This window comes from Sulfurovum sp. (assembly GCF_036568385.1).
Classification (GTDB): domain Bacteria; phylum Campylobacterota; class Campylobacteria; order Campylobacterales; family Sulfurovaceae; genus Sulfurovum.
Window position 1 is genome coordinate 1 of the sequence record NZ_DATCSP010000038.1, and the last position, 22080, is coordinate 22080.

The following is a 22080-nucleotide window of genomic DNA, read 5'->3' on the forward strand; positions in this document are numbered from 1 at the left end:
AGGTAGGCACAGTCATAGTCCAGCATAGAAAAATCTGTTGATGGCGGGTTCAGTAAATCCAGTTCTTCGTTCATAATCGCGATTATACTGAAATTATTGTAAAATTCATAAAAAATAAAGGTGAGTATGTTTCTTTATCAACCGACATCAGGGTACTGCTACAACAGTGACTCTATTTTTTTATATGATTTTATCACCAGGTTCAAACCCAAAGGTTCTCTGCTCGATGTCGGGTGCGGGGTAGGCATTATTTCGCTGCTGTTAAGCCGTGATTTTAATATCGAGACAAGCATTGTTGACAAACAGGAAAAGATGCTGAAGTATGCGGAACACAATTTTGCGCTCAATAAGCTGGAAGCAAAAAGTTACCTCGGGGACTTTGCACAACTTCCGATCGATGAGAAATTCGACTATATCATCTCCAACCCGCCCTTTTACGATCCGCGTGTCCAGCAGAGTGACGATACGCATCTCAACATTGCGAGGTATGCACACCATTTGCCCATAGAAGCATTTATCGCGAAGGTTAAAAAACTGTTGAAACCCAGAGGATACTTTATCTTCTGCTATGATGCGAAGCAGGTGGACCTGTTATTACATCATTTAACTTTATATGGTATAAATCCGGAAACCATACAGTTTGTGCATTCCAAAATAGACAGAGAGTCAAAACTTGTGATGATCGCTGCACGTATGGGATCAAAGTCCATGACGCAGATACTGCCTCCGTTCGTGGTGTTTGATGAGAACAGTGTCTACAGGGAAAAAGCAATGGAAGCATTTAAAAAAGCCAATACACATAGCATAAAAGGTGATCTATGATCATGGAATTGATGGAACAAGAGGGGTACAACTACAAGTTCGACCCCTCTGCATGCGAAGCCTGCGGCGGACACTGCTGTACCGGAGAGAGCGGCTATATCTGGGCAAAATACGATGAGATAGAAAAAATGGCAACGTTCGTTAACCTTAGTGTCGAAGATTTTGCTACAATGTATTTAAGAAAGGTAAAACACCGCTATTCTCTGATAGAAAAACAGCTTGCACCGGATAACTTTGCGTGTATATTTTTCGATGAATCCAAGAAGCGTTGTGCTATTTACCCGGTACGGCCGTCACAGTGCCGTACCTTCCCTTTTTGGGAACAGTTCAAAAATGATGAAGATGAGGTACGGAAAGAATGTCCTGGAATCGTATAGCTTTCACTCTATTGCTGGCATTTGGTTTAAGTACAGCAGCTGGTCATGCCAAAGAACTGATGAAGATCAGTGAAGACGAACTGATCGTCAGTGCACTGTTGTATGACGAATACGGGGCCTATGAAAGCAGCTATCAGATCTATAAAAGACTGTATGACGATACGGGTGCAGAGATCTACCTTTTCAAGGAAGCGACTTCTGCTTTGATGGCCAGAAACCATATAGCAGAGAGTATTAAACGGTTAAAAATATGGGATAAGAAACATCCGAACAGGATCGAGGTCAGAAGACTGCTTATTCCTCTTTATCTCACCATACGGCAGGTAAAGAATGCGACGAATGAAGCAGAATATCTACTGGAGCAGTCAACAGACCCTGTGGACCTGGACCTGGCATCCAACTCTTTCCTTTATGCAGGGAACTTTAAAAGAGCCTTGAAACTTTTAGCCAAGGTCTATGAAAAGGCGCCCAGGGAAGAAGTATTGCTCAGAATGGTTGAGATCATGGACCAGTTTACGGATGAGCGTCAAAAAGCGATACAGTTACTGGAGACACATCGCCGTATGAACATTGTAAGCAATGATGTATATATCAAACTGCTTACACTCTACCAAAAAGAAAAAGATGCGGATGGAATACTGGAAACCTACAAAGCTATGTACAGGCAAGACAACGATCAGCAGTTCCTTACCAGGATCATTGATGTCTACATGTACAAAAGAGATGTCGACGGTGCCATCGCGTTTCTGGAAGCAGATAAAAGCAGGGAGGATATACTGTACGAGCTCTATAAGGCAAAAGGAGATTTTTCCAAGGCCTTGAACCTCGCAGACAAGTTCTACAAAGCAGACAAAGATTCAAGATGGATCGCAGAGAAGGGTGTCCTGCTTTTTGAAAACGCAGAAGATAAAAATGACAAAAAGATGATAGCAGAGGTTGTTGCCTATCTTGAACAGGCGATCGATCAAGGAGTGGATGACAGTATCTATCTGAACTATTATGGCTACACACTGATCGATAAAGAAGTGGATGTCCAAAAAGGCATAAAGATCATAGAAGAAGCACTGCTTCAGCAGCCTGAAAACACCTACTACCTGGACTCCTTGGCATGGGGGTACTATAAAGTACGCGAGTGCAGCAAGGCGTACAGACTGATGAAACGCGTGGTGGAAGAAGAGGGGCTTCAGGAAGAGGAGATCATCAAACACTGGAATGCGATCAGAGAGTGTAAATGATTTCGAACTTCTTTTGGATATAATACGCGAAACTTAGTAGAAATGTGGAAAATCGTATATGGCTCAAATATTAGATGAAATTATCAAAAAAACAAGATCAGATCTGGAAAAAAGAAAAATAGAGTATCCGGAGGAGTGGCTGGGACGGTCACTCTCTTTTAATCCGTTTGTCCCTAAAGATGTACAGCGTGCATTGCGCGCTACAGAAGAGAACCCTTACCGTATCATTGCAGAGGTGAAGAAAGCAAGCCCGAGTAAAGGGGTGATACGTGAAGATTTTGACCCGGTTGCGATAGCACAGGCCTATGAGAAAGGCGGAGCGGACTCTCTCTCTATATTGACGGAACCGCACTTCTTTCAGGGAGATAAAGAGTACCTTGGCATGGTACGGCGTTATGTCAATCTGCCCCTGCTCCGAAAAGATTTCATCGTGGATAAATACCAGGTACTCGAAGCACTCGCGTTTGGTGCAGACTACATCCTGCTTATCGCCATGGCACTGAGCCGCAAAGAGTTGAAAGAGCTGCATGACTATGCACGGCATTTAGGGTTGGATGTGCTGGTAGAGGTCCACAACAAGACCGATCTGGTCAAAGCGATCTTTGCCGGTGCGGATATCATCGGGATCAACCACCGCAACCTTGAAACCTTTGAGATGGATATGACCCTCAGTGAAAAACTGATACCGCTGATCCCCAACGGCAAGATCATTGTGGCGGAATCAGGTATCAATGACCATGAGACCGTAGTGGAACTCTCCAAGATAGGTGCCGATGCCTTTCTGGTTGGGGAGCATTTTATGAGACAGGATGATATCACCGCGGCTATCAAAAAACTCAAATATGGCAATGAATCCTGATCTTCATGACTGCAGACGGGAAGTGCGATAGATACGCCTTCGTCTGCGATCAACCCTGCTATATAAACTCCCCTTTTACGGAGGTCAACCCTTTTTGGATCAGCCTTGCCATAAAGGAACTGATACTTTTATCTTCCGAAGGTGAAATGGTATGCAGCAAGGCAAACTGTTCAACCCTATGATCCAGGAACGAAGTATCGAACTCTCCTCTTTTAAAAGCTTCATCTCTGACAATTTCCTTATGCAGGTCGATATTGGTCGTGATCCCGCCGATATAATATTCATCTAAAGCTCTTTTCGCTTTTCTGACCACACCCTCCCAGTCCAATGCCGAGACGATCAGTTTTCCTATCATGGAATCATAGTTGGGAGGGATCTTATAGCCGCTGTACATCGCTGTGTCCAAACGTACTCCGGGACCGCCCGGGGTCAAATATTCATCGATCGTACCGAATGAAGGCATAAAATTGTTCCTGGGATCTTCTGCATTGATACGAAACTCGATCGCATACCCGTTAAAAGAGATCTCCTCCTGCAGGAAGTGCAGCCTGTCTCCCTCGGCCAGCTGGATCATTCTCTGAATGATATCGACGCCGGAAATGACCTCTGTCACAGGATGCTCCACTTGGACGCGGGTATTCATCTCGATAAAATAGATACGGTCCGCTTCATCCACCAGGAACTCTACGGTTCCTACGCTCTCATATCCTAACCTGTACACCGCTTTTTGAGCGATACGATAGATCTCTTTTCGAACTTGCGGGGAGAGTCTCGGGGAAGGAGAGATCTCTATGACTTTCTGGTGGCGTCTCTGAATGGAACAGTCACGTTCACCAAGATGCACGGCATTCCCGTATTTGTCTGCAATGATCTGTACTTCTATATGACGGGGGTTTTTGACATACTTTTCAATAAACATATCACCGTTGCCAAAGAATTTTTTTGCTTCCTGCGTGGCTGCTTCAAAAAGTTTCTCAAAATCCTTTTCATCATTGACGATACGCATTCCGCGTCCCCCACCTCCGAATGCCGCCTTGATTATGACCGGAAATCCGATCTCCTTTGCGACCTTTTTTGCTTCGTCAAGATCATAGATAGGGTCCTCGGTACCCTCGATAACGGGCACGCCTATCTCTTTCATGGCACGTTTAGAGGCTATTTTGTCGCCAAAGAGTTCTATATGCTCTGCTTTCGGTCCGATGAAGATGACCCCTTCTTCGTCACATGCCCTGGCAAAATCGGCATTTTCAGACAAGAATCCATACCCCGGATGGATCGCATCACATTTGAGCTCTTTGGCGATCTTGATGATGTTTTTATAGTCAAGATAGACCTCGACAGGATGCCCTTCCAGTTCAACGGCATGATCTGCTTTTTTAACCCAGACCCCCTCTTTATCTACTTCCGAGTGCACGACCACACTGTATATATCCAGTTCTTTGCATGCGCGTATGATACGCAAGGCTATTTCACCGCGATTTGCGATCAATATTTTGCTGATCTTTCTCTGCATTTGATACTCCTGTTTGAGTTTTTCGCTATTATAGAGCATCACTCTAGAAAAGACTACATAATTATTGTGTATATAGTTATCAATTTTTGTCATTTTTATATGCTCTTTTTGCTATAATTGTAGAATGAAACGGAAAACATACCTCAAAAAGATCCGCCTTGCCAATGATCTGATGTTCTACATCTATACCCATATAGAGTCTGATATCAATTTAGACGAACTGGCTGCATCCATGGAGATAGACAAGTTCTATCTGCATAAGATATTCAAAGAAGTGTTCGGGCGCAATATCTATGAGAGCATCAAGTCTATCCGTCTGCAAAAAGCATCCAACCTTCTCCTGACAAACCGTTATTCTACGATCTCACAGGTAGCAAATGAATGCGGATACAGCTCACAGACTTCCTTCATCCGGGCTTTCAAAGAACGCTTTGGCATGACACCCAAAGCATGGAGAAAAGGGGGATATGTAGCGTATTCCAACAGGCTGATAGAGAACCAAACGATCATCCAGGCGTCAACGGGTCTGTTCGAGGCCATGGAGCCAACGATCGTCAAGCAGCCTCCGCTGTATGCCTACTATATACGGGACAGAGGATATGATGAAGGGATCAAACGTTCTTGGCAGAAAATACAAACCCTGATCTATGCCCATGACCTTGCCGACTATCAACTGATCTCTCTTTTTCATGATAACCCTGCCATCACATCACTCTCCGAGTGTCACCATGTTGCAGCCATTGCGACCGCTAAAGAGAGCGAAGAGATCAATCTGCCCAAATTTAAAATCGCGGGAGGGGTCTATGCGATCTTCAAGATCACAGGGAAGAAGCCGGACCTTTTAAAGTTCATTCAATGGGTCTATCATGCGTGGCTTCCCAAGAGCGGATACGAAACCACGACCAAACCGCCCTATGCCATCTATCATAAGAACCATCATCTGAGCGACGATGGCGTTTTTGAGATGGATTTTTACCTTTCCATCACGCTTTGACACACTTTGATGATCAGGAGAGCAGTTTTTTGACTGCCTGGTTGATACGTCCGCCGTCTGCACGGCTTCCTATGGCAGATTTGGCAGCACCCATCACTTTTCCCATGTCTTTCATACTTTCAGCCCCGACGGAAGCGATGAGCCCTTTGAGAACAGACTCTAGCTCGGCATCATCCATCGGCTCGGGTAGATAGGACTTGATGATGGCGATCTCCGCCTCTTCTTTTTCTACAAGATCGGTACGTCCGGCATCCATGAACTGTGCCTTCGCATCTTCTCTTTGTTTCATATATTTCATCAAGATGGCTTCAACATCCGCATCTGACACCTCTCTACGCTCATCCACTTCTATCTGTTTGATGGATGCCTGGATGTTTCGCAGTGTGTCCCTTTTCACTATCTCTTTCGCCCGCATAGCATCTTTGATATCGCTTTTGATCTGTTCTTTCAAGCTCATTGAAGTTCTCCTGCATATTTTAAAGGATTATACAGTAATCGACTGATTTTACGATGATGCACTGGCATAAACCGCTCACGTACGGGGATTTTATGAAGAAGGCACGTTATGTACGCTATTTTGCTTCTTGAAAATAGACTTTTTTCCTACACCTGCAACATTAAAAATAGAGAAATAGATAACTTTTATCCTAAATTTAGTTTAGCATGCTACAGTAGTTGAAAATATTCCAAAGGAACAGGTATGGGTCAAGAGTTGAATGATGAGTATGGTGTCAAGGTAGCGATGTTCATAAAAGAGTCAAAATACAGAGGAACTATCTCTGAAGAAGAAGCGAAAGAACTGGGTGCTTCTGTTTTTACTTACAGTTATGGAAATGAGGCAGTAGGGTATGAACTTACCTTTTACTGGGCAGTTGATAAACAGGCGGATTCAGTCGTCCTGGCGCGCTATACCTATGAGGGTGTGCCGTCAGGAATCGCGGTAAATCATATGATGGCGCTGTTGTTTACAAACAAAACCATGCCCGAGATAAGTACGATCAATTACCAAGCGTTAGAGCGACTGCTGCGTGACAATCCTACGATAGAGGCACTTCCCTCTGAGGAGAACTATGCGATCACCTTCGGGATCGATGCTGCAAGGCTGGCGGTAAAAGCGTACACCAATCAGGTACTGAGCCATGAGGAAAAGAGCGTTCCGTGCAAAGACTCTCCTATGAGTATCGCCTCTATCAAGGCGTCTATCAAGTTACATAACATCCAGACACTGGAGACACTTGCCGAATATACCAAAGCGGGGTCTACAGACGAGAGTTGCAAAGAGGAACTTTTGGCATGGATCGAAGAGAATAAAAATGCTGTGGCGGAACAGGAAGCGGCAGAGAGTGCTCTCTCGGCTGTGCCGTTCAAGGATATGAGCCCTGACCACAGGATCATTGCAGTGGAGACAGCGATCGACAACACGGTACGACAGTACCTTGTCATGGACGGGGGAGATATCGATATACTCAGTGTCAAAGAAAACGGCGATCAGTTTGAGGTCTATATCAGTTACCTCGGTGCCTGCAGCAGCTGTGACAGTTCAGGTACGGGTACACTGATGGCCATAGAAAATGCGCTCAAAGACAAACTTGACCCGAATATACGCGTAATACCTATTTGATCGTACAGAACAGTAAAGGGGAGCATTCTGTATGATACTTACCATAGAAGATAAACAATTCGACACATCCAGGATCACGCAACTCTACCCGGCAGCAGTCGTAAAGACGGGGCACGGGGATGAGACGACCCAGGTAAGTCTTGAATGGCTGGATGTGGAAGGAAAAGGCAAAGTGGAAGTCGTGGGGTTTGGACTTTTTGTCAATCTTGGCGAAGAGGAAAAACACTCTTTCATCTTTGACACCAAAGCCGAGATGGATGAAGCTGCAGGGCGTATCGCCGCACAGCTGAAAGCTTAACTTTCTTTAAACTTCAAAGAGGCAGAGTTGATGCAGTAACGTTTGTAGGTGGGTGCCGGACCATCGGGGAATACATGTCCCAAATGTGCACCGCATGCACCGCAGCGTACTTCTACCCGGACCATGCCGTAGCTGTGATCTTCGATCTCTTCGATATCTTCTTCATTGATAGGCTGGAAATAGCTTGGCCAGCCTGTACCGGAATCAAATTTGGTCTCCGAAGAGAAGAGAGGGGTTCCGCAGCATTTACAGCTGTAGATACCCTCTTTTTTTGAATCCCAGAACTCATTTTGAAAGGGTGCTTCGGTACCGTGGTTCAAGCAGACATCATACTCTAACGGGGATAACTCTTTTTGTAATTTTTCTTTGTCTAATTCTATTCTATAAGCCATGCTGATCCTTTGGTTATTTTTTACCATGATAGCAGATTTTCTTTGGATTTAAGTTAGATTATCTTATCATTCGGATACTTAAGATTGGAGAGACCATGACAGCATTTCAACTATTCCTTCTACTTGTTGCAGGAGGGGTATTTTACCTTTTTTTCAAACAACTTTTTTCAGGCGATCACCCTAAAAGAGGGGTGGATTTCGAAGCAGATCTCCCTGATGAGCAGATAGGGGGCATCAACCGTCCTGACAAAACATTCTCAACCCCTGAAGTTCAGCCTACACGGATGGAACAACTGCTGGAAATGACAGATGAGGCAGTCCTGAAAGAAGACTTTGAAGAAGCGAAAAAAGCACTCGGTTCCGCTCTGATCATCGATGAGAACAATACAGATGTGCTGCAAAAAATGGGGTATGTCTACATGCAGACCGGTGACTATGCAGACGCAAAAGAGAGCTATGAAAAACTGCTGTCACTGGATGAGTCAGATGACATGGCGCATGCGGCACTGGCGAACGTGCTGCATAAGCTTGGTGAGGATGAAGAAGCAGAAAAACACCATGAGCGTGCCATCGTTCTCGACCCTGAATATGCGCCGCACCACTTTAACTATGCAAACACTTTATATGACCTGGGTCGAAAGAAAGAAGCGCTGATAGGCTATACCAAAGCCTATGAGTTGGATGACACATTGGAAGAAGCGAAAAAAATGATGAAAGAATTAGGGAGTGATAATGAGTAGTCCATGTTTTGTAACACAAGAAGCCACAGAGGAGATACTTCTGCGGGTAACCAATGTATGTGCCGAATGTTATAGTGATATTCATGAGGGAGATACGATCCATTATGACATGCAGAACTACCGCTACTTATGTAAAGAGTGCCAGGAGAGACTTTGTGCTCAGATGAATGAGAATTGTGAAGTCGTCGAGGATAGGTCAGAAGGACTCTTTGGGTAAAACAAGACTAGGCAGTCTGTGCCATTTCTCCTTGCTTGACCTCTGTTTTTTCTTCCTGTTTTACTTCATAAGCAGACATAGTACCAACCATTCTGCTTCCTTCCGCTGTTTTGATATTTTTGACGGATATTTCACCCTCTACTGAACCTGTACTGTTTATTTCCAGCAGTTCTGATGCGACAATATTCCCTTTAATTGAGCCGCCGACAGTGATCTTTTTGCTTTCTATTTTCTCCACTGCAAGTGTAGCATTGGACTGGACCTCTATCGATGTCAGTCCAATGACATGACCCGTAACGGTACCGTCAAGTATCATCGTATCTGCTTGAATTTGTTTGGAAACTTCACCTGTTTCCATTACTTCAAGTGTTTCACAGATGATGCTGCCTTCAAGTTTACCGTTTATGATCGCATTTTTTGCTTTCACTTCTCCCTGGACCAACCCTGATTTTCCGATCACAAGTGTGTTACTCACGATGATGTCTCCCACCACTTTTCCATCTATATGTACGGTATCACTGCCATGTAAATTTCCTGTGACTTCCATGCATGAAGTGATAATGGTCGCTGAAGTGATCTTGTTATGTGTTTTCGGGTTCTTTTTGCTTATGATCAGTGCCATAGGGTTCCTTTATTGTTGTGTAGAAAGTGTGATGATATCCTGGGTCTGCTTGTGGATGCTTTTCCAGTCAACTTGAGTAATTTTATCGCTAATGTTGTTAATATTCTCTAAATCCCATTGTATAAAGGTCTTTGGATCGAGCCATTTATCCAAATATCGGACCTCATAGTGTAGATGGGGCCCGGTACTTCGGCCCGTACTCCCTACATAGGCAATAAGATCCCCTTTACTGACAAAATCGCCGCTCTTGACGGCAAATCTGCTAAGATGCCCATAGGCGGTTTTAAACCCGAAAGAGTGGTCAAGCAGCAAGAGCTTCCCATAGGCGCCTTTACGTTTAGCTAAGACAACCACACCGCTGGCAGGTGCATAGACGGGGGTACCACTATTTGCTGTCAGGTCAAGTGCAGGGTGAAAGGACTGTTTTTTTGTGACAGGGTGGGTACGGTATCCGTATTTGCTTGAGACACGGGTATATCTCACCGGCTTTCCATTAGGGATACTGTTGAGTATCAGGGCTTTTTGGATCGATGATATCTGTTCTTTTTCAACCTTTTCTTTGATCGCCTGAACAACCTTGTCTCGTGCATTTTCCGCTCTGTCTTGAAAACTGGCATTCAGATCCGGTCCGTAGCCGATCATCTCTTCGACCTCTTCCAGTTTTTCATTGACCGAGACGAGTTTGTCGCTATTTTCCTGAATACGCTGTGTAAGCCGCACATTCTCTTTCTCGAGAATTTCATTTTTGTGTTTATAGGTGGCACTTGCCTCTCCAAGTTTTACAATTTCATTCTGAAATTCGAGTTTTTGCTTATTGAGTTTAGAGACCCTGTTGTTAAGAAAGTTGATATAAAGATACGTAGCAAACGCAATGGTGACCAGAAGAAGAATCGCTCCGACTATCACCTTTTTGATGATTTCATGGATACTATACTGTTTTGATCCATGCACATCACTGATCGTTATGATAAGCCTATTTTTCATCTCTTTCCTTAATATATTTGATAGCATTCAGATAGCTCAGGGCATTCAGTCTCAACCCTTTATACGCTATATCAAAAGCGGTCCCGTGGTCCACGGAGGTTCTGAGTATGGGGAGGTTCAGTGATACGTTGATCCCCTCATCAAAATAGAGGGCTTTAAGAGGGGCCAAGCCCTGGTCATGGTACATGGCTATATAGTGGGTGTAGTGTGCCCGCACTCTTGGGGTAAAGGCTACATCGGGGACGAGGGGAGAGGTAAATACCTCTTTGCCCAATGTTTGATGTGCCTTGTGGATGGCTTTTTGGATGATCGTCTCCTCATTTCCGAGCACCCCGTCATCCCCTGCATGGGGATTTAGCCCCAGTACAGCTACTTTTTTCTCCGGTCTGGCTGTATGGTAAAAGTCTATAAGAAACCTTGTCAAGTCTTTTTCGTTGATGCTTGCAGCCACGTTTTTCAGGGGGATATGCTCCGTAAAAAGAGCGACATACATCTTAGGTGAACCCAGCATCATGATCGCCTCCGCATCAAAGAAATCTCTGAGTGCATCCGTATGGCCTTTATACTTGACGCCTGCCATCTCCCAGGCTTTTTTGTGGATGGGCAGGGTGGTGATGGCATCTACTTGCTTGTGACGCGCAAGTTCAACCGCCTTTACAAAGGAGGCATAGGCATAGGCGCCGCTCTCCTTGCTGACTGTTCCAGGGGCTATCTCAAAGTTCGCTGCAATATGGTCCATCGTTTGAAGATCAGCGGGTATGGGCAGGTTCAGTTTTTTGGCCGCTTGTTCCAGCATTTCTCTGTCGATGCAGTAGATCGCTTCCACTTCTTTGGAGACAGTGTCATGGTTCTCCAGGGCAAGCTGTATGCCTATACCATTGAGATCACCGACAGAGATGGCTACTTTTTTTCTTGACATGTTATCGTATCAACATGGCTTTCATATCTATAATAGCCTGTTCAAGTCCGGTATAGATAGAGCGAGCGATGATACTCTGTCCGATGTTGAGCTCTTCTATGGTCTCGATCTCGGCGATCTCTTTGACATTCTGCATATTAAGCCCGTGTCCTGCTGCCACGCGCAAACCCAGTTCCATGGCATCGCAAGAGAGCAGGCGCAGGTTGCAGAGTTCCTCTCTAAGCATCTTTTTGAGCACTTTGCGCGGGAGTTCGAGCTCTGGTATGCTGTGGTGCGTTTTGGAAAGGTTGGAATAGAGCATCGCATAGATGTTCGCGTATTTTCCTGTATGGAACTCTACCCATTCCACCCCCAGGTCGATCGAAGCATTGACCGCATCCAGGGAAGGGTCTATGAAAAGCGATACCTCTATCTCCGCTTCATGCAGCCTTTTGATCGCTTCTTTGAGTTTGGGCTGTGCTCCTGTCACGGCAAGTCCGCCTTCCGTGGTGACCTCTTCACGCTTTTCAGGCACAAGGGTCACGCGATGCGGTCTCAGCGTACAGGCGATGTCTATCATTTCAGAAGAGATGGCACATTCGAGATTGACAGGGAGAGGAGAAAGCTCGATAATGTTTTTGGCATCCATGTCCTGCATATGTCTCCGGTCCTCACGCAGGTGTATGGTTATCTGGTCGGCCCCCGCACGTTTACAGATGCTCAGGGCATCCAGCGGGTCAGGGTCTGCAACTTTTCTGGCTTCTCTCAGTACTGCAATATGGTCTATGTTTACGCCCAATAACATCGTTGAACTTCCTTGAATAATATTGGTTTCATTATAGCAAAAGTTTTTAAGATAGGATTTGTATAATCACCCCAATAAGACCCCGGGAGTAAAAATGTCTGAAAAAAAGCCTTTACCTTTGCATGAGTATAGAGATATCAAACATACTATAGGCAATGGCAAGCCTACGATCCTAGCGTTTGGGATGTCGCACTGCTACAGCTGTCTGGCCATGTCCAAAGTATTTGCCGAAGTGTTGGAGGTTCACCCTGACTACCAGATCTACTCCATCGATTCGCAAAAGGACCGTTTGGTAAGCCGTGACATCTACAAGCTCAAAGAGATGCCTGTACAGATATTCTTTGATGCTTCCGGCAATGAAGTGTTCCGTCATACAGGGGCCTACAAGAAAGCAGTGTTGGATATCATTTTGAAGAAGTATGGGTTTGAATAGGCCTTACCCCAATTGCTCTGAATCGGATTCAAAAATGTACTTTCAAAAATGTACTTTATAGAAACCAAGAAGCCCTTCCAGGATAAACCGTACAGAAATGGCAGCAAGGATCAATCCCATGATTCTTGTGGAAATGTTCAGGCCGGTCCTTCCCAGATATTCTCCAATAGGTCTGGACAGGCGCAAGATAGGCCATAGAAGCAAGGAAGTGAAAATGATGACTACTCCCAAAGCTACTTTATCGATGATATGAGGCATGGAAGAGGAGAATAGAATAACGGTACTGATAGCTCCTGGACCTGCTATCAGGGGAATGGCAAGAGGAACAATGGAAATATCCTCTTTTTCTATAGCTTCATTTTGTTCTTTTTCATTTGTTTTTGTGCTCGGTATTTTTGCTTGTAACATATTTATCGCCATCAAGAGCAGCAAAATACCACCTGCGATCCTAAATGAATCAATATCAATACCAAAGAAGTTCAGTACATAGTTTCCGACATAAGCACTCAGAAGCAGGATGAGTAGAACAGCGATAATGGTGTTTTTGATGGTTGCTTTTTTTTGATCTATGCTTTGATCCGCTGTGATGGCAAGAAACAAAGGGATGATCCCTATGGGATTGAGAATAGAAAAAATAGTCACAAAAATATTCAAATAAGATGCAAAGTCGATCATGGGTCTCCTGTTAAATCACTATTTCGTTGAATCAATACATTATAACGTAGTGGAAATAACTTTATCATGTGATAGAGTGTGAATACAATTCAACGAGATAAAATATTTAACTATTACCAAGATTATGGTAAAATCGCGGTAATATTAAAATTATAAGGCTGATAGCATGGCAAAAAGAAAGATCAAAAAAGCAGTATTGGCTTACTCTGGTGGGCTTGATACAAGTATTATTTTAAAATGGCTTCAAGATGAGTACGGGTGTGAAGTGGTGACCTTTACCGCGGATCTCGGTCAGGGTGAAGAGGTGGAACCTGCACGTCAGAAAGCGCTTGATATGGGTATCAAACCAGAGAACATATTCATCCTGGATCTGAGAGAAGAGTTTGTAAGAGATTTTGTTTTCCCTATGTTCAGAGCCAATGCGATCTATGAGGGAGAGTATCTTTTGGGTACCTCTATTGCCAGACCGCTCATTGCCAAAAAGCAGATCGAGATCGCACAGCAAACAGGTGCAGATGCAGTAAGCCACGGGGCAACAGGTAAGGGAAATGACCAGGTACGTTTCGAGCTTGGTTACCTGGGCCTTAACCCGGATATCGCGGTGATCGCACCGTGGAGGGAGTGGGATCTGAATTCACGTGAGAAGCTTCTTGCCTATGCAAAAGAACATGGTATCGAGATCTCTAAAAAACACGTGGATGAGCACGGTAACCCTAAAGCAAGTCCATACTCCATGGATGCGAACCTGCTTCACATCTCGTATGAAGGGCTTCACCTTGAGAATCCTGCAGCTGAGCCTGAAGAGGATATGTGGCTATGGACAAACTCTCCTGAAGAGGCTCCGGATGAGGCAGAGTATATTACGATCACGTATAAAAAAGGTGACCCTGTAGCGATCAACGGCGAAGAGTTGAGCCCGGCAACACTCCTTAAAATACTGAATGATTATGGAAATAAGCATGGTATCGGACGTATCGATATCGTGGAGAACCGTTATGTAGGGATGAAAGCACGCGGCTGTTATGAGACCCCGGGCGGTACGATCATGCTCAAAGCACACAGAGCGATCGAATCCATCACGCTGGACAGGGAAGAAGCGCATCTCAAAGATGAGATGATGCCGAAGTATGCAAAACTGATCTATAACGGATACTGGTGGTCACCGGAGCGCAAGATGATGCAAGCAGCGATCGATGCAACCCAGGAGAGAGTAAACGGTGAAGTAAAACTCAAACTCTACAAAGGGAATGTGATCGTAGTGGGTAGAAGTTCAGATGAATCGCTCTATTCAGAGGCACACTCGACATTTGAAGAGGATGAAGTATATAATCAAGGGGATGCAGAAGGCTTTATCCGTCTGAATGCATTGAGATTCATCATTGAAGGTAAAAAACAGCCTGAACGTATCGCTTCTCTGATAAAGACTAAAGAGTAAATCAAACTACTTTAACAACATCTCCATCTCCTTCAAGACCTTTGAAGGAGTGAATTTCACCAATTTCTCTTTGGAAAAGAGATAGGGTATGAACTCCAGCAAAATATACAACATGCCCATCAGCGGATAAAAAGCAACATATTCCATCTTGAATGTTTTGAAATCATAGCGCGAGACAAACCATGCCTTCGCACTTTCACTGCCATTATAAAAAAGAAGTACTTCCATAGCAAAGATAGAACCCCAAAGCAGATAGGTCATCACTGTCACCATAAAGGCACCGACTATGCCGTACAGTGCAATGACAGCAGCAAGAAAGATACTTAGAAAAAGCGCAAAAGAGTGAAATCCCAGTGTGGCAAAGACCACTACGACAGAAAAGATGAAAAGCAGGCTTCCCAGGAGTATAAAAAGTTCCAGGTAGCTTTTCTGTTCTGCAAAGGAGGGGCTAAAATAGGCGGCCATCAACGTCACGATAAAAATGGCAATGATGGTTAGCGCAAGAGATCGATGCTCGCTCATAACAGACTCCTTTGACTGGATCACTTTTAGGGTTTGAACTAAAAATGATGAAAATGGTTATGCTATTTCATAAAGCTTGGTCAGACTCTTGACGTCAGCCTTGCGACCAAGCCACTCCTGGTAAAGATCGCTCATCTCTTTGGCACCACCATTGGCAAGTATGAACGCTTTATAGCCTTTTGCAGCCTCTTTATCGAGTCCCGTTTCCTCGTGCAGGCAGGAAAAGAATGCATCGGCAGAGAGGACTTCCGCCCATTTGTAGCTATAGTATCCTGCGGCATAGCCACCTGCAAAGATATGGGCGAATCCGTGCTGGAATTTATTGTATTCTGGCACCTTCAGTAAAGAGGTCGTCTCCCTGATACTGTCCAGAAGTGCCTGCACCTCTTCACCCTGATAAAGATCCTGGTGCAGTTTGAAGTCAAAGAGAGAGAATTCTACCTGTCTTAATATGCCAAGCGCTGCCTGGAAGTTCTTTGTCTCTTTGATCTTGGCCAGGAGCGTGTCCGAGATGGGTTCTTTCGTTCTATGGTGAAATCCGAAACGTTTAAGGATCGCTGCTTCATAGGCAAAGTTCTCCAAAAACTGTGAAGGGAACTCCACCACATCCCAGGCTACACCGTTGATGCCGGAGACGGAGCGTTCATGGCATTTTCCGAAGAGATGGTGGATCGCATGCCCCATTTCATGAAAGAGGGTGACGACATCATCATGTCTCAGCAACGAGGGACTCTCTTTGGTAGAGGGAGAGAAGTTGCATACGACAAAGGCAGAAGCAAGATGTTTTTTCCCTTTGCTGTCCACATAGTGTGTTTCCCAGTCATTCATCCATGCTCCGCCGCGTTTCTCTTTCCGCGCCTCCAGATCAAAGTAGATACGTCCTGAGAGCTCTCCTTCCTCGAAGATGTCAAAGGGTTTGACACACTCGTGCCATGTCGGAACATCCGCAGGTTTGAAAGTGACATCGAAGAGTTCGGATACGATATCCAGCAGGCCTTCAAGTACTCTATTCTGCTCGAAATAGGGCTTGGTCATCGTGTCATCAAAGTCAAACTTCTCTTTTTTCATTTTTTCACTGTAGTAAGCCATATCATACGCAGCGAGGTCCGTAATATTGTCTACCTTTTTCGCAAAGGCTTTGAGTTCCTCCAATTCATTTTTGGCTTGAGGCAAGGCCGCTTCTGCCAGGTCATTTAAAAATCCGATGACATCCTCTTGTCTGTTCGCATCTCTTGTTTCCAGTACATAATGCGCATAGTTTTCAAACCCAAGCAGTTTTGCCTTTTCCTGTTTCAGCGCAAGGATCTGGTCTATCACTTCGGCATTTTCAGGTGCTCGTGTAATGTAGGCCTTGGAGATCTCTTTTCTGTATGCACGGTTCGGTCCATAGGTCATATATGCCAGGTAGCTCGGGATCTGCAGCGTAAACTTATATACGGTCTTACCGTCGGTCTCTTCTCTGGCCGCTTCGAGATCGGACTCCGGTATGCCTTCTACATCTTTGGGATCTTCTATAATCAGCTCATAGTCATTGGTCGCATCAAGTAGATTTTGAGAAAAATCGTTACTGAGCTCGCTCAGCTGCAATGAGATCTCCTCCATTCTTTTTTTCTCTTTTTCAGGCAGATTGACTCCTGAGAGCACGAAGTCCCTGATATCATGGGCCACCACGGTTTTGGCTTCTTCATCTTCCGCTTCGATCTGCTCTATCTTGTTAAAAAGTGCAGTGTTCTGGGCCATTTCAGAGCTGAACTTGGAGAGCAGAGGGATAGATGCTTCATAGGCTTTTTGTGTCTCTGCTGAGTTCATCACGGAGTTAAGATGGGAAAGCGGGGTAAAAAAAAGCCCCAACTCCTCATCCAGGTCCTGCAGAGGTTTAAGCACTTTTTCGTAACTGGTTTCGTCACTGGCAGTGATGTGGTTGATGATCTCTCTTTGGCGGTTCAGCAGTGCCTCTAGTTCTGTGGGAAATTGTTCTAGATCGGATATTTTGAATTCTTGAAACATAGTGTATCGGTCCATTCTTTTATTTTTTTTTGATTGTAACATATTTTATAAAAGGCGATATTAATTTTTGGGCGATGGCCCAACATTGGTCTACTTTACGCTTTTGAAAGGCTTGAGAAAAAGTAAAAGTTTAGGCAGCAGTATCAGGTCTGATGTGAGTGCAGCGACCATGGCGAACATCGTAAGCAGGCCAAAATAGATGGTGGGGATCAAATTTGACAGTGTCAAGATGGAGAAACCTATCACGATCACCAGTGTAGTGAAATACATCGCATTTCCAATGCTGTTGTTGGTTCTATGCATGCTGGGGTAGTAACGGTTGTCTTTTTCGAATTCTACTTGGAAGCGGTGAATATAATGTATCGTGTCATCGATGCCTATCCCCATGGCAATAGCCGCAATGGTGATGGTCATGATATCCAACGGAATATCCAACCACCCCATAAATCCGAAGACCATGCCTATAGGGATCACATTGACGATCAAAGCGATCACTGTGAGCTTTAGTGAACGGAAGAGTACCAGGAACATAAGAAAGACAATGAGCAAAACAAGACCGGCCATCAAGATCTGTGAGCGGAACAGGGACTGCAGCATATTATTGTAAAGCACCATGAGGTTCGAGAGCTGTACCTTTGCAACATCAGGATCTATACTTTGGCTTAGCTCATGTTGTATCTTTTTCAATAATGCGTCCCTGCGCAGATCTTCATTCGAATCTATGATACGTGTAGAAAATCTTAGCTGGTCATGTTCAATATTGACATAGGGTGTAAGTATCACGTCTCTGTACTTTTGAGGCAGTTTCTGGTAGATGAGAGCGAGGTCTACGCTGTCTAATTCTTTGTTGTCATTCAGTACCTTCCCTGTATCAAGCAGTGTGGCAAAAGACTGAACCTCACCTATTTGTTCTATGCGGGTTAAGTAATTATGGACCTTTTTGATGAGATTGATCTTTTCATCGGTAAACCAGTATTGATCCTGGTCCTCTGAAGCACTGAATTCATCTTCAAATGAGTCCAGAAGCTCTTCCGTATTATTTTCTGTTGCAGCGGTGTGCGGCAAAGTGCTGTTCGTATCCGGCAGCGTCAGTATGACATCCAGGGGAGTGGTCCCTCCCAGCTCTTGGTCTATGATCTTCATGCCTTTGTAGATGTCTGTATCTTTTTTGAAATAGTTGATAAAACTGTTCTCTACTATGAGCTGTGATGCACCTGTAATACTGAAGACTACGGTAAGTAAAGTGACGATGTAAATAGCTTTTTTATCATGCAGTACAATTTTAGCAGTCAGAGAAGGTATGAAGGCTAGAGATCGCTTTTGTTTGAGAGGAGGTGTTTTTTTCAACAGCATGAGCATGGTAGGAAAAACAATAAATGCAATAACAAGTGACATGGTGATCCCCGCGCTCATCATCCAACCCAGATTGATCACAGGAAGAATATGGGAAAAGAGCAGGGAAGAAAATCCTGCGATCGTAGTAAGGATGGCAAAGAAAGTGGGTGTTGCCTTTGTCAGTATCGTATATAAAACGAGTCTTTTGGATGAGGCACGAGGGTAGCGTGCTAAAAGTTCTTCATATCTTACGATAAGGTGTAAAACGATGGAAATGGTGATGATCAGCTGCAGGGCGATAAAGTTTGAGGAAATGACAGTGATCTCCCATCCAAAAAAGCCTAAACTGCCGGTAATAGCAATGACCGAGAGGGCGCAGATAAAAATAGGCAGGATTACCCATCGCAGCTTTCTAAATACGATACCCAGGACAAGAATGATCATCAGTATAAGGGTACTCCCATAGATCAGTAGATCATTTTTTATAAATCCAACAATATCGTTGGAGATCATTTGTGTACCGCCTAGAAAGAACAGCGCATCATCTTGATATTTTGTGATAATGGAGCGAATTTCTTTAATGTTCTCTTCATCAAGCACACGCTGCCGGTCTCTATGCTCTTTAAATGCAGCAGTGGTATCACTAAGTTCCTGCTTTTCTTCTTTTGTTAGAGAAGAGGTTTCTTGTTTTTGAAGCAGTTTATTCCGTTTCTCCAAAAGTGTAAAATATACTGGATCCTGATGTAGCTGGATGATGATAGAAGATACCGTAAAGTCTTTATTGACAAGCCTGTCCTTGTACAGAGGACTGGTCAAGAACTCCTGTTTGACCAGTGCTAGATCGATATCGTCACTCTGCAGTGTCCGTGTTTCACTGATCAGGTCATCCATGTCTCTTATGGGTGAAAAGAACAAAGGTACGTTGATCATCGAATCTACAGATTCAACTCCGGGCAGTTCTTCCAGGTCATCACTGAGACGGGTTAACGTTTGCAGGCTTTTTTCTGAAAGCAATCCCTGTTTTGGTTTGTAGGCAAGGATAAGCACGTCATTGGTCTGGAACCGTTTTGTGATCGTTCTGGAAAATTCCAGGTCCTTGTCATCATGAAGCAGCAGTGTCTCTGCAGAAGCATCTATCTCCAGTTTTGAAATATTCATACCCAGGATGAGCACACTGCTGATAAGAAGGATCAAAACAGATAAAGGATACCTGAGTATCAGTTTTTGGTAAATCTTATGCAACATGGGTCATCTTCTTATATGTATCATTGGGGATATTTATTTACAAAACCACTTAAAGTGATTCTATAAGCTGCTTGACCGTTTTGGTTTGCAGGAATTCAGAAAACTGCTTTCTATAGGTTTGAAGAATACTTACACCGACCAGGTTGACATCATAGATATACCACTGGCCGTTGCTTCCATTCTTGTAAAAAAGATAGATGACCTTGTAGGTGTCGTCACGCCCTATAATGAGCGTCTCCAGTGTACTTCTGGTAGGTTTGACCTTTTGCACCTCTTTGATGATCACTCTTTCATTGTTATAAAGCCTTAACTTGTCCAGGTAAGAAAGTTTCAGTTTCTTTTCAAACCGTTTGGAAAACTGTGCTTTTTCGCTTTTGGTAAGCGATCTCCATTGCTTTCCGAGACTGATCTGTGCCATGATATCGTAGTCAAAGACATCATCGATCACAGCGATACACTTCTGTTCTTTCTGCTGTTGGGACAGTGTGTTGTCTTTTAGTATGGTAAGGACCTTGCTGACTTTGGCATCCATCACCTGTTTGATGTTTTGCTCTTCTATAGCGTAGAGGGAAACGACAGATAGAATCCATACCAGAATAAGTTTTTTTACCATATGTTTTCTCCTGTCTTTTGTTACTCAGCTATGTCAGAATTACGTTTCTGCTCATAGGTATCCCGTAAAAATTGATAGAATTGTATCGCATCTTGTTTAAGACTTTCATACTCTCCCAAGTGCAGAGAGGTTTTATTGACCACTTCTCCTGTGAGAATAGCGATAGAGTGATCTCTCTTTTGCGGTATTTTATAGTTTTCGAGGTCTTCTGTGTAAACAAGAGGTGAGGCATAAGAATCTACCGTGAGTCCAACCAGATCCCTTGCATTGGACGGTCCGACGAACGGTAAAACGATATGGAACCCGGAACCTACCCCATAGTGGCCTAAGGTTTGCCCAAAGTCTTCCTCATGTGCAGGTATATGCATGTAGCTTTTTGCAGGATCCATCAAGCCTCCCAAACCGAGGGTCGAGTTGACGACAAAACGTTTGAGCTCATCGGAACTGTTCGCGAATTTCAACTGAAGAAGGTTATTGGCAAAACGAACGGGAAACTGTATGTTATGGAACGCATTGGAGATACCTATGCGAAAAGGTTCAGGCAGGACAGCTGCATATCCCTCTGAAACAGGGTTTAAAAGATAGGTGATGAAGAGATCATTGAATGATGTCATGGCTTTGTTGTATCCTATGAGGGGATCATTGACGCTCTCTGTCTCCTGCAGTGCGAACTCTTCTTCAAAGGTATCGAACTCAGTTTCTGTTTCTTCCGGGTCAGTCGTACCTTGAGAGAGGGGTTCTGGTGAGGCGACTTGGGTTTTAACTGGCGTATGGTCCAACTTTGCAGCAGTGTTCTTGGCGGCACACCCCTGAAATATAAAAAGTGTCATAGCAAAGAAGAAGTATAAAAGTTTCATTGAAATCCCTGTCAATCTTGAATAAATGCAGTATCGTATCGTGCACTTTGTGTGAAACCCCGGTATCTCTTTAACCGATGTCTAGTAAAAGTTTGTTAGAATTATAACACTATATAGCACAATAAGGAATAAATGCATGAAAGTACTATTGATAAAAGATGTGAAAGCACTTGGAAAAGCAGGTGAGATCAAAGAAGTCAAAGATGGTTATGGACAAAACTTCCTTATAGGAAAAGGACTGGCAAAGCTGGCGACGCCTGATGTGATAGAAGGGTGGAAAGCTGAGCAGGAAGAGATGGCAAGAAATCTCAGGGACGAGTTGGCCAGACTGGAGGCTGAGAAGATCACACTGGAGAATGCGACCATCAAGATAGAGAAGGCATCGGCACCCGTAGGGATCAAAGGTTCTGTGGGAAATGGAGACATTTCCAAAGCGCTTGAGGAACAACTGAATATCGAAGTGGATAAAAAAAATATCAACCTTAAAAAAGCGCTCAAGTCCATCGGTGTGCATGAAGTAGATGCCAAACTGGGGCATGGTATCCATGCGAAGCTTAAAGTAGAAGTGGTAGGTGTCTAGA

25 protein-coding genes are annotated in these 22080 nt (G+C 44.2%); 12 read left to right on the forward strand and 13 right to left on the reverse strand.

All coding sequences use genetic code 11. The features are described from left to right. Positions 1–126 precede the first annotated feature (126 nt). From VIM88_RS04040 to trpC, 4 genes are read left to right on the forward strand one after another with little or no spacing between them, the layout of a single operon-like run. Positions 127–822: a tRNA1(Val) (adenine(37)-N6)-methyltransferase gene (locus tag VIM88_RS04040; RefSeq protein WP_331861601.1), complete on the forward strand. Its 696-nt coding sequence runs from the start codon at positions 127–129 to the stop codon at positions 820–822. 2 nt (positions 823–824) lie between these two features. Then, the gene (locus tag VIM88_RS04045) at positions 825–1199 is read left to right on the forward strand and encodes a YkgJ family cysteine cluster protein (RefSeq protein ID WP_414717471.1); all 375 of its coding nucleotides are present in this window, start codon (positions 825–827) and stop codon (positions 1197–1199) included. Next, complete coding sequence (locus VIM88_RS04050; RefSeq protein ID WP_331861603.1) at positions 1181–2434, forward strand: hypothetical protein; 1254 nt, start codon at positions 1181–1183, stop codon at positions 2432–2434. Before VIM88_RS04045 ends, VIM88_RS04050 begins: the two co-directional genes overlap by 19 nt. 58 nt (positions 2435–2492) lie before the next feature. Next, positions 2493–3293, forward strand: a complete 801-nt coding sequence (trpC, locus tag VIM88_RS04055; protein ID WP_331861604.1) for an indole-3-glycerol phosphate synthase TrpC — start codon at positions 2493–2495, stop codon at positions 3291–3293. Positions 3294–3351: 58 nt separating this feature from the next. Here the strand turns inward: trpC and VIM88_RS04060 are convergent, their stop codons facing one another. Continuing rightward, positions 3352–4806: an acetyl-CoA carboxylase biotin carboxylase subunit gene (locus VIM88_RS04060; protein WP_331861632.1), complete on the reverse strand. Its 1455-nt coding sequence runs from the start codon at positions 4804–4806 to the stop codon at positions 3352–3354. Positions 4807–4930: 124 nt separating this feature from the next. Here VIM88_RS04060 and VIM88_RS04065 point away from each other — a divergent pair, with 124 nt between their 5' ends. After that, complete coding sequence (locus VIM88_RS04065; RefSeq protein ID WP_331861605.1) at positions 4931–5800, forward strand: AraC family transcriptional regulator; 870 nt, start codon at positions 4931–4933, stop codon at positions 5798–5800. A 13-nt stretch (positions 5801–5813) separates the two neighbouring features. Here VIM88_RS04065 and VIM88_RS04070 read toward each other — a convergent pair whose 3' ends face one another. Beyond that, on the reverse strand, positions 5814–6257 hold the full coding sequence (locus VIM88_RS04070) for a GatB/YqeY domain-containing protein (RefSeq protein ID WP_331861606.1): 444 nt from the start codon (positions 6255–6257) through the stop codon (positions 5814–5816). A gap of 243 nt (positions 6258–6500) precedes the next feature. Here VIM88_RS04070 and VIM88_RS04075 point away from each other — a divergent pair, with 243 nt between their 5' ends. Together VIM88_RS04075 and VIM88_RS04080 are read left to right on the forward strand one after the other, a co-directional pair. After that, on the forward strand, positions 6501–7421 hold the full coding sequence (locus VIM88_RS04075) for a NifU family protein (protein ID WP_331861607.1): 921 nt from the start codon (positions 6501–6503) through the stop codon (positions 7419–7421). A 31-nt stretch (positions 7422–7452) separates the two neighbouring features. Beyond that, positions 7453–7719 (forward strand): phosphomannomutase, encoded by a 267-nt coding sequence (locus VIM88_RS04080; protein WP_331861608.1) that lies wholly within the window; start codon positions 7453–7455, stop codon positions 7717–7719. Here the strand turns inward: VIM88_RS04080 and msrB are convergent. Continuing rightward, on the reverse strand, positions 7716–8111 hold the full coding sequence (gene msrB, locus VIM88_RS04085; RefSeq protein WP_331861609.1) for a peptide-methionine (R)-S-oxide reductase MsrB: 396 nt from the start codon (positions 8109–8111) through the stop codon (positions 7716–7718). The two genes, VIM88_RS04080 and msrB, sit on opposite strands and share 4 nt — an antisense overlap. Before the next feature lie 95 nt (positions 8112–8206). Between msrB and VIM88_RS04090 the strand changes: the two genes are divergently transcribed. After that, positions 8207–8851 carry a tetratricopeptide repeat protein gene (locus VIM88_RS04090; RefSeq protein WP_331861610.1) on the forward strand — a complete coding sequence of 215 codons (645 nt, stop codon included), beginning with the start codon at positions 8207–8209 and terminating at the stop codon, positions 8849–8851. Continuing rightward, positions 8844–9068, forward strand: a complete 225-nt coding sequence (locus VIM88_RS04095) for a hypothetical protein (RefSeq protein ID WP_331861611.1) — start codon at positions 8844–8846, stop codon at positions 9066–9068. The genes VIM88_RS04090 and VIM88_RS04095 overlap by 8 nt, the downstream gene beginning before the upstream one ends. Positions 9069–9075: 7 nt before the next feature. Here VIM88_RS04095 and VIM88_RS04100 read toward each other — a convergent pair whose 3' ends face one another. The 4 genes from VIM88_RS04100 to VIM88_RS04115 are packed head-to-tail and all read right to left on the reverse strand — an operon-like array spanning position 9076 to position 12377. Further along, on the reverse strand, positions 9076–9690 hold the full coding sequence (locus VIM88_RS04100) for a polymer-forming cytoskeletal protein (protein WP_331861612.1): 615 nt from the start codon (positions 9688–9690) through the stop codon (positions 9076–9078). A gap of 9 nt (positions 9691–9699) precedes the next feature. After that, positions 9700–10674, reverse strand: coding sequence for a M23 family metallopeptidase (locus tag VIM88_RS04105; protein WP_331861613.1), 975 nt, complete (start codon positions 10672–10674; stop codon positions 9700–9702). Beyond that, on the reverse strand, positions 10664–11593 hold the full coding sequence (gene pdxA, locus VIM88_RS04110; protein ID WP_331861614.1) for a 4-hydroxythreonine-4-phosphate dehydrogenase: 930 nt from the start codon (positions 11591–11593) through the stop codon (positions 10664–10666). Before pdxA ends, VIM88_RS04105 begins: the two co-directional genes overlap by 11 nt. Before the next feature lies 1 nt (position 11594). Beyond that, positions 11595–12377, reverse strand: coding sequence for a pyridoxine 5'-phosphate synthase (locus VIM88_RS04115; protein ID WP_331861615.1), 783 nt, complete (start codon positions 12375–12377; stop codon positions 11595–11597). Positions 12378–12471: 94 nt separating this feature from the next. Between VIM88_RS04115 and VIM88_RS04120 the strand changes: the two genes are divergently transcribed. Further along, positions 12472–12810: a thioredoxin family protein gene (locus VIM88_RS04120; protein ID WP_331861616.1), complete on the forward strand. Its 339-nt coding sequence runs from the start codon at positions 12472–12474 to the stop codon at positions 12808–12810. Positions 12811–12852: 42 nt separating this feature from the next. Here VIM88_RS04120 and VIM88_RS04125 read toward each other — a convergent pair whose 3' ends face one another. Further along, the gene (locus tag VIM88_RS04125) at positions 12853–13485 is read right to left on the reverse strand and encodes an NAAT family transporter (RefSeq protein WP_331861617.1); all 633 of its coding nucleotides are present in this window, start codon (positions 13483–13485) and stop codon (positions 12853–12855) included. Between the two features lie 166 nt (positions 13486–13651). Between VIM88_RS04125 and VIM88_RS04130 the strand changes: the two genes are divergently transcribed. After that, positions 13652–14920: an argininosuccinate synthase gene (locus VIM88_RS04130; RefSeq protein ID WP_331861618.1), complete on the forward strand. Its 1269-nt coding sequence runs from the start codon at positions 13652–13654 to the stop codon at positions 14918–14920. Between the two features lie 6 nt (positions 14921–14926). On the opposite strand, the gene VIM88_RS04135 is transcribed toward VIM88_RS04130, so the two are convergent. The 5 genes from VIM88_RS04135 to VIM88_RS04155 all read right to left on the reverse strand — a co-directional run bounded on the left by VIM88_RS04135 (position 14927) and on the right by VIM88_RS04155 (position 21499). Then, a complete protein-coding gene (locus tag VIM88_RS04135; RefSeq protein ID WP_331861619.1) occupies positions 14927–15442 on the reverse strand; it encodes a hypothetical protein in 516 nt (171 codons plus the stop codon). Between the two features lie 57 nt (positions 15443–15499). After that, a complete protein-coding gene (locus VIM88_RS04140; RefSeq protein ID WP_331861620.1) occupies positions 15500–17449 on the reverse strand; it encodes a M3 family metallopeptidase in 1950 nt (649 codons plus the stop codon). A gap of 90 nt (positions 17450–17539) precedes the next feature. Further along, positions 17540–20029, reverse strand: coding sequence for an efflux RND transporter permease subunit (locus VIM88_RS04145; protein ID WP_331861621.1), 2490 nt, complete (start codon positions 20027–20029; stop codon positions 17540–17542). 49 nt (positions 20030–20078) lie between these two features. Beyond that, positions 20079–20642 carry an ABC transporter substrate-binding protein gene (locus tag VIM88_RS04150; RefSeq protein WP_331861622.1) on the reverse strand — a complete coding sequence of 188 codons (564 nt, stop codon included), beginning with the start codon at positions 20640–20642 and terminating at the stop codon, positions 20079–20081. Between the two features lie 20 nt (positions 20643–20662). Next, a complete protein-coding gene (locus VIM88_RS04155) occupies positions 20663–21499 on the reverse strand; it encodes a VacJ family lipoprotein (protein WP_331861623.1) in 837 nt (278 codons plus the stop codon). 136 nt (positions 21500–21635) lie between these two features. Here VIM88_RS04155 and rplI point away from each other — a divergent pair, with 136 nt between their 5' ends. After that, on the forward strand, positions 21636–22079 hold the full coding sequence (gene rplI, locus VIM88_RS04160; protein ID WP_331861624.1) for a 50S ribosomal protein L9: 444 nt from the start codon (positions 21636–21638) through the stop codon (positions 22077–22079). Position 22080: the final 1 nt, after the last annotated feature.

Excerpts from the sequence above, each read along its gene's own strand:
- VIM88_RS04040 (WP_331861601.1), top strand. The coding sequence starts at position 127 with ATGTTTCTTTATCAACCGACATCAGGGTACTGCTACAACAGTGACTCT.
- VIM88_RS04045 (WP_414717471.1), top strand. The coding sequence starts at position 825 with ATGGAATTGATGGAACAAGAGGGGTACAACTACAAGTTCGACCCCTCT.
- VIM88_RS04050 (WP_331861603.1), top strand. The coding sequence starts at position 1,181 with ATGTCCTGGAATCGTATAGCTTTCACTCTATTGCTGGCATTTGGTTTA.
- trpC (WP_331861604.1), top strand. The coding sequence starts at position 2,493 with ATGGCTCAAATATTAGATGAAATTATCAAAAAAACAAGATCAGATCTG.
- VIM88_RS04060 (WP_331861632.1), bottom strand. The coding sequence starts at position 4,806 with ATGCAGAGAAAGATCAGCAAAATATTGATCGCAAATCGCGGTGAAATA.
- VIM88_RS04065 (WP_331861605.1), top strand. The coding sequence starts at position 4,931 with ATGAAACGGAAAACATACCTCAAAAAGATCCGCCTTGCCAATGATCTG.
- VIM88_RS04070 (WP_331861606.1), bottom strand. The coding sequence starts at position 6,257 with ATGAGCTTGAAAGAACAGATCAAAAGCGATATCAAAGATGCTATGCGG.
- VIM88_RS04075 (WP_331861607.1), top strand. The coding sequence starts at position 6,501 with ATGGGTCAAGAGTTGAATGATGAGTATGGTGTCAAGGTAGCGATGTTC.
- VIM88_RS04080 (WP_331861608.1), top strand. The coding sequence starts at position 7,453 with ATGATACTTACCATAGAAGATAAACAATTCGACACATCCAGGATCACG.
- msrB (WP_331861609.1), bottom strand. The coding sequence starts at position 8,111 with ATGGCTTATAGAATAGAATTAGACAAAGAAAAATTACAAAAAGAGTTA.
- VIM88_RS04090 (WP_331861610.1), top strand. The coding sequence starts at position 8,207 with ATGACAGCATTTCAACTATTCCTTCTACTTGTTGCAGGAGGGGTATTT.
- VIM88_RS04095 (WP_331861611.1), top strand. The coding sequence starts at position 8,844 with ATGAGTAGTCCATGTTTTGTAACACAAGAAGCCACAGAGGAGATACTT.
- VIM88_RS04100 (WP_331861612.1), bottom strand. The coding sequence starts at position 9,690 with ATGGCACTGATCATAAGCAAAAAGAACCCGAAAACACATAACAAGATC.
- VIM88_RS04105 (WP_331861613.1), bottom strand. The coding sequence starts at position 10,674 with ATGAAAAATAGGCTTATCATAACGATCAGTGATGTGCATGGATCAAAA.
- pdxA (WP_331861614.1), bottom strand. The coding sequence starts at position 11,593 with ATGTCAAGAAAAAAAGTAGCCATCTCTGTCGGTGATCTCAATGGTATA.
- VIM88_RS04115 (WP_331861615.1), bottom strand. The coding sequence starts at position 12,377 with ATGTTATTGGGCGTAAACATAGACCATATTGCAGTACTGAGAGAAGCC.
- VIM88_RS04120 (WP_331861616.1), top strand. The coding sequence starts at position 12,472 with ATGTCTGAAAAAAAGCCTTTACCTTTGCATGAGTATAGAGATATCAAA.
- VIM88_RS04125 (WP_331861617.1), bottom strand. The coding sequence starts at position 13,485 with ATGATCGACTTTGCATCTTATTTGAATATTTTTGTGACTATTTTTTCT.
- VIM88_RS04130 (WP_331861618.1), top strand. The coding sequence starts at position 13,652 with ATGGCAAAAAGAAAGATCAAAAAAGCAGTATTGGCTTACTCTGGTGGG.
- VIM88_RS04135 (WP_331861619.1), bottom strand. The coding sequence starts at position 15,442 with ATGAGCGAGCATCGATCTCTTGCGCTAACCATCATTGCCATTTTTATC.
- VIM88_RS04140 (WP_331861620.1), bottom strand. The coding sequence starts at position 17,449 with ATGTTTCAAGAATTCAAAATATCCGATCTAGAACAATTTCCCACAGAA.
- VIM88_RS04145 (WP_331861621.1), bottom strand. The coding sequence starts at position 20,029 with ATGTTGCATAAGATTTACCAAAAACTGATACTCAGGTATCCTTTATCT.
- VIM88_RS04150 (WP_331861622.1), bottom strand. The coding sequence starts at position 20,642 with ATGGTAAAAAAACTTATTCTGGTATGGATTCTATCTGTCGTTTCCCTC.
- VIM88_RS04155 (WP_331861623.1), bottom strand. The coding sequence starts at position 21,499 with ATGAAACTTTTATACTTCTTCTTTGCTATGACACTTTTTATATTTCAG.
- rplI (WP_331861624.1), top strand. The coding sequence starts at position 21,636 with ATGAAAGTACTATTGATAAAAGATGTGAAAGCACTTGGAAAAGCAGGT.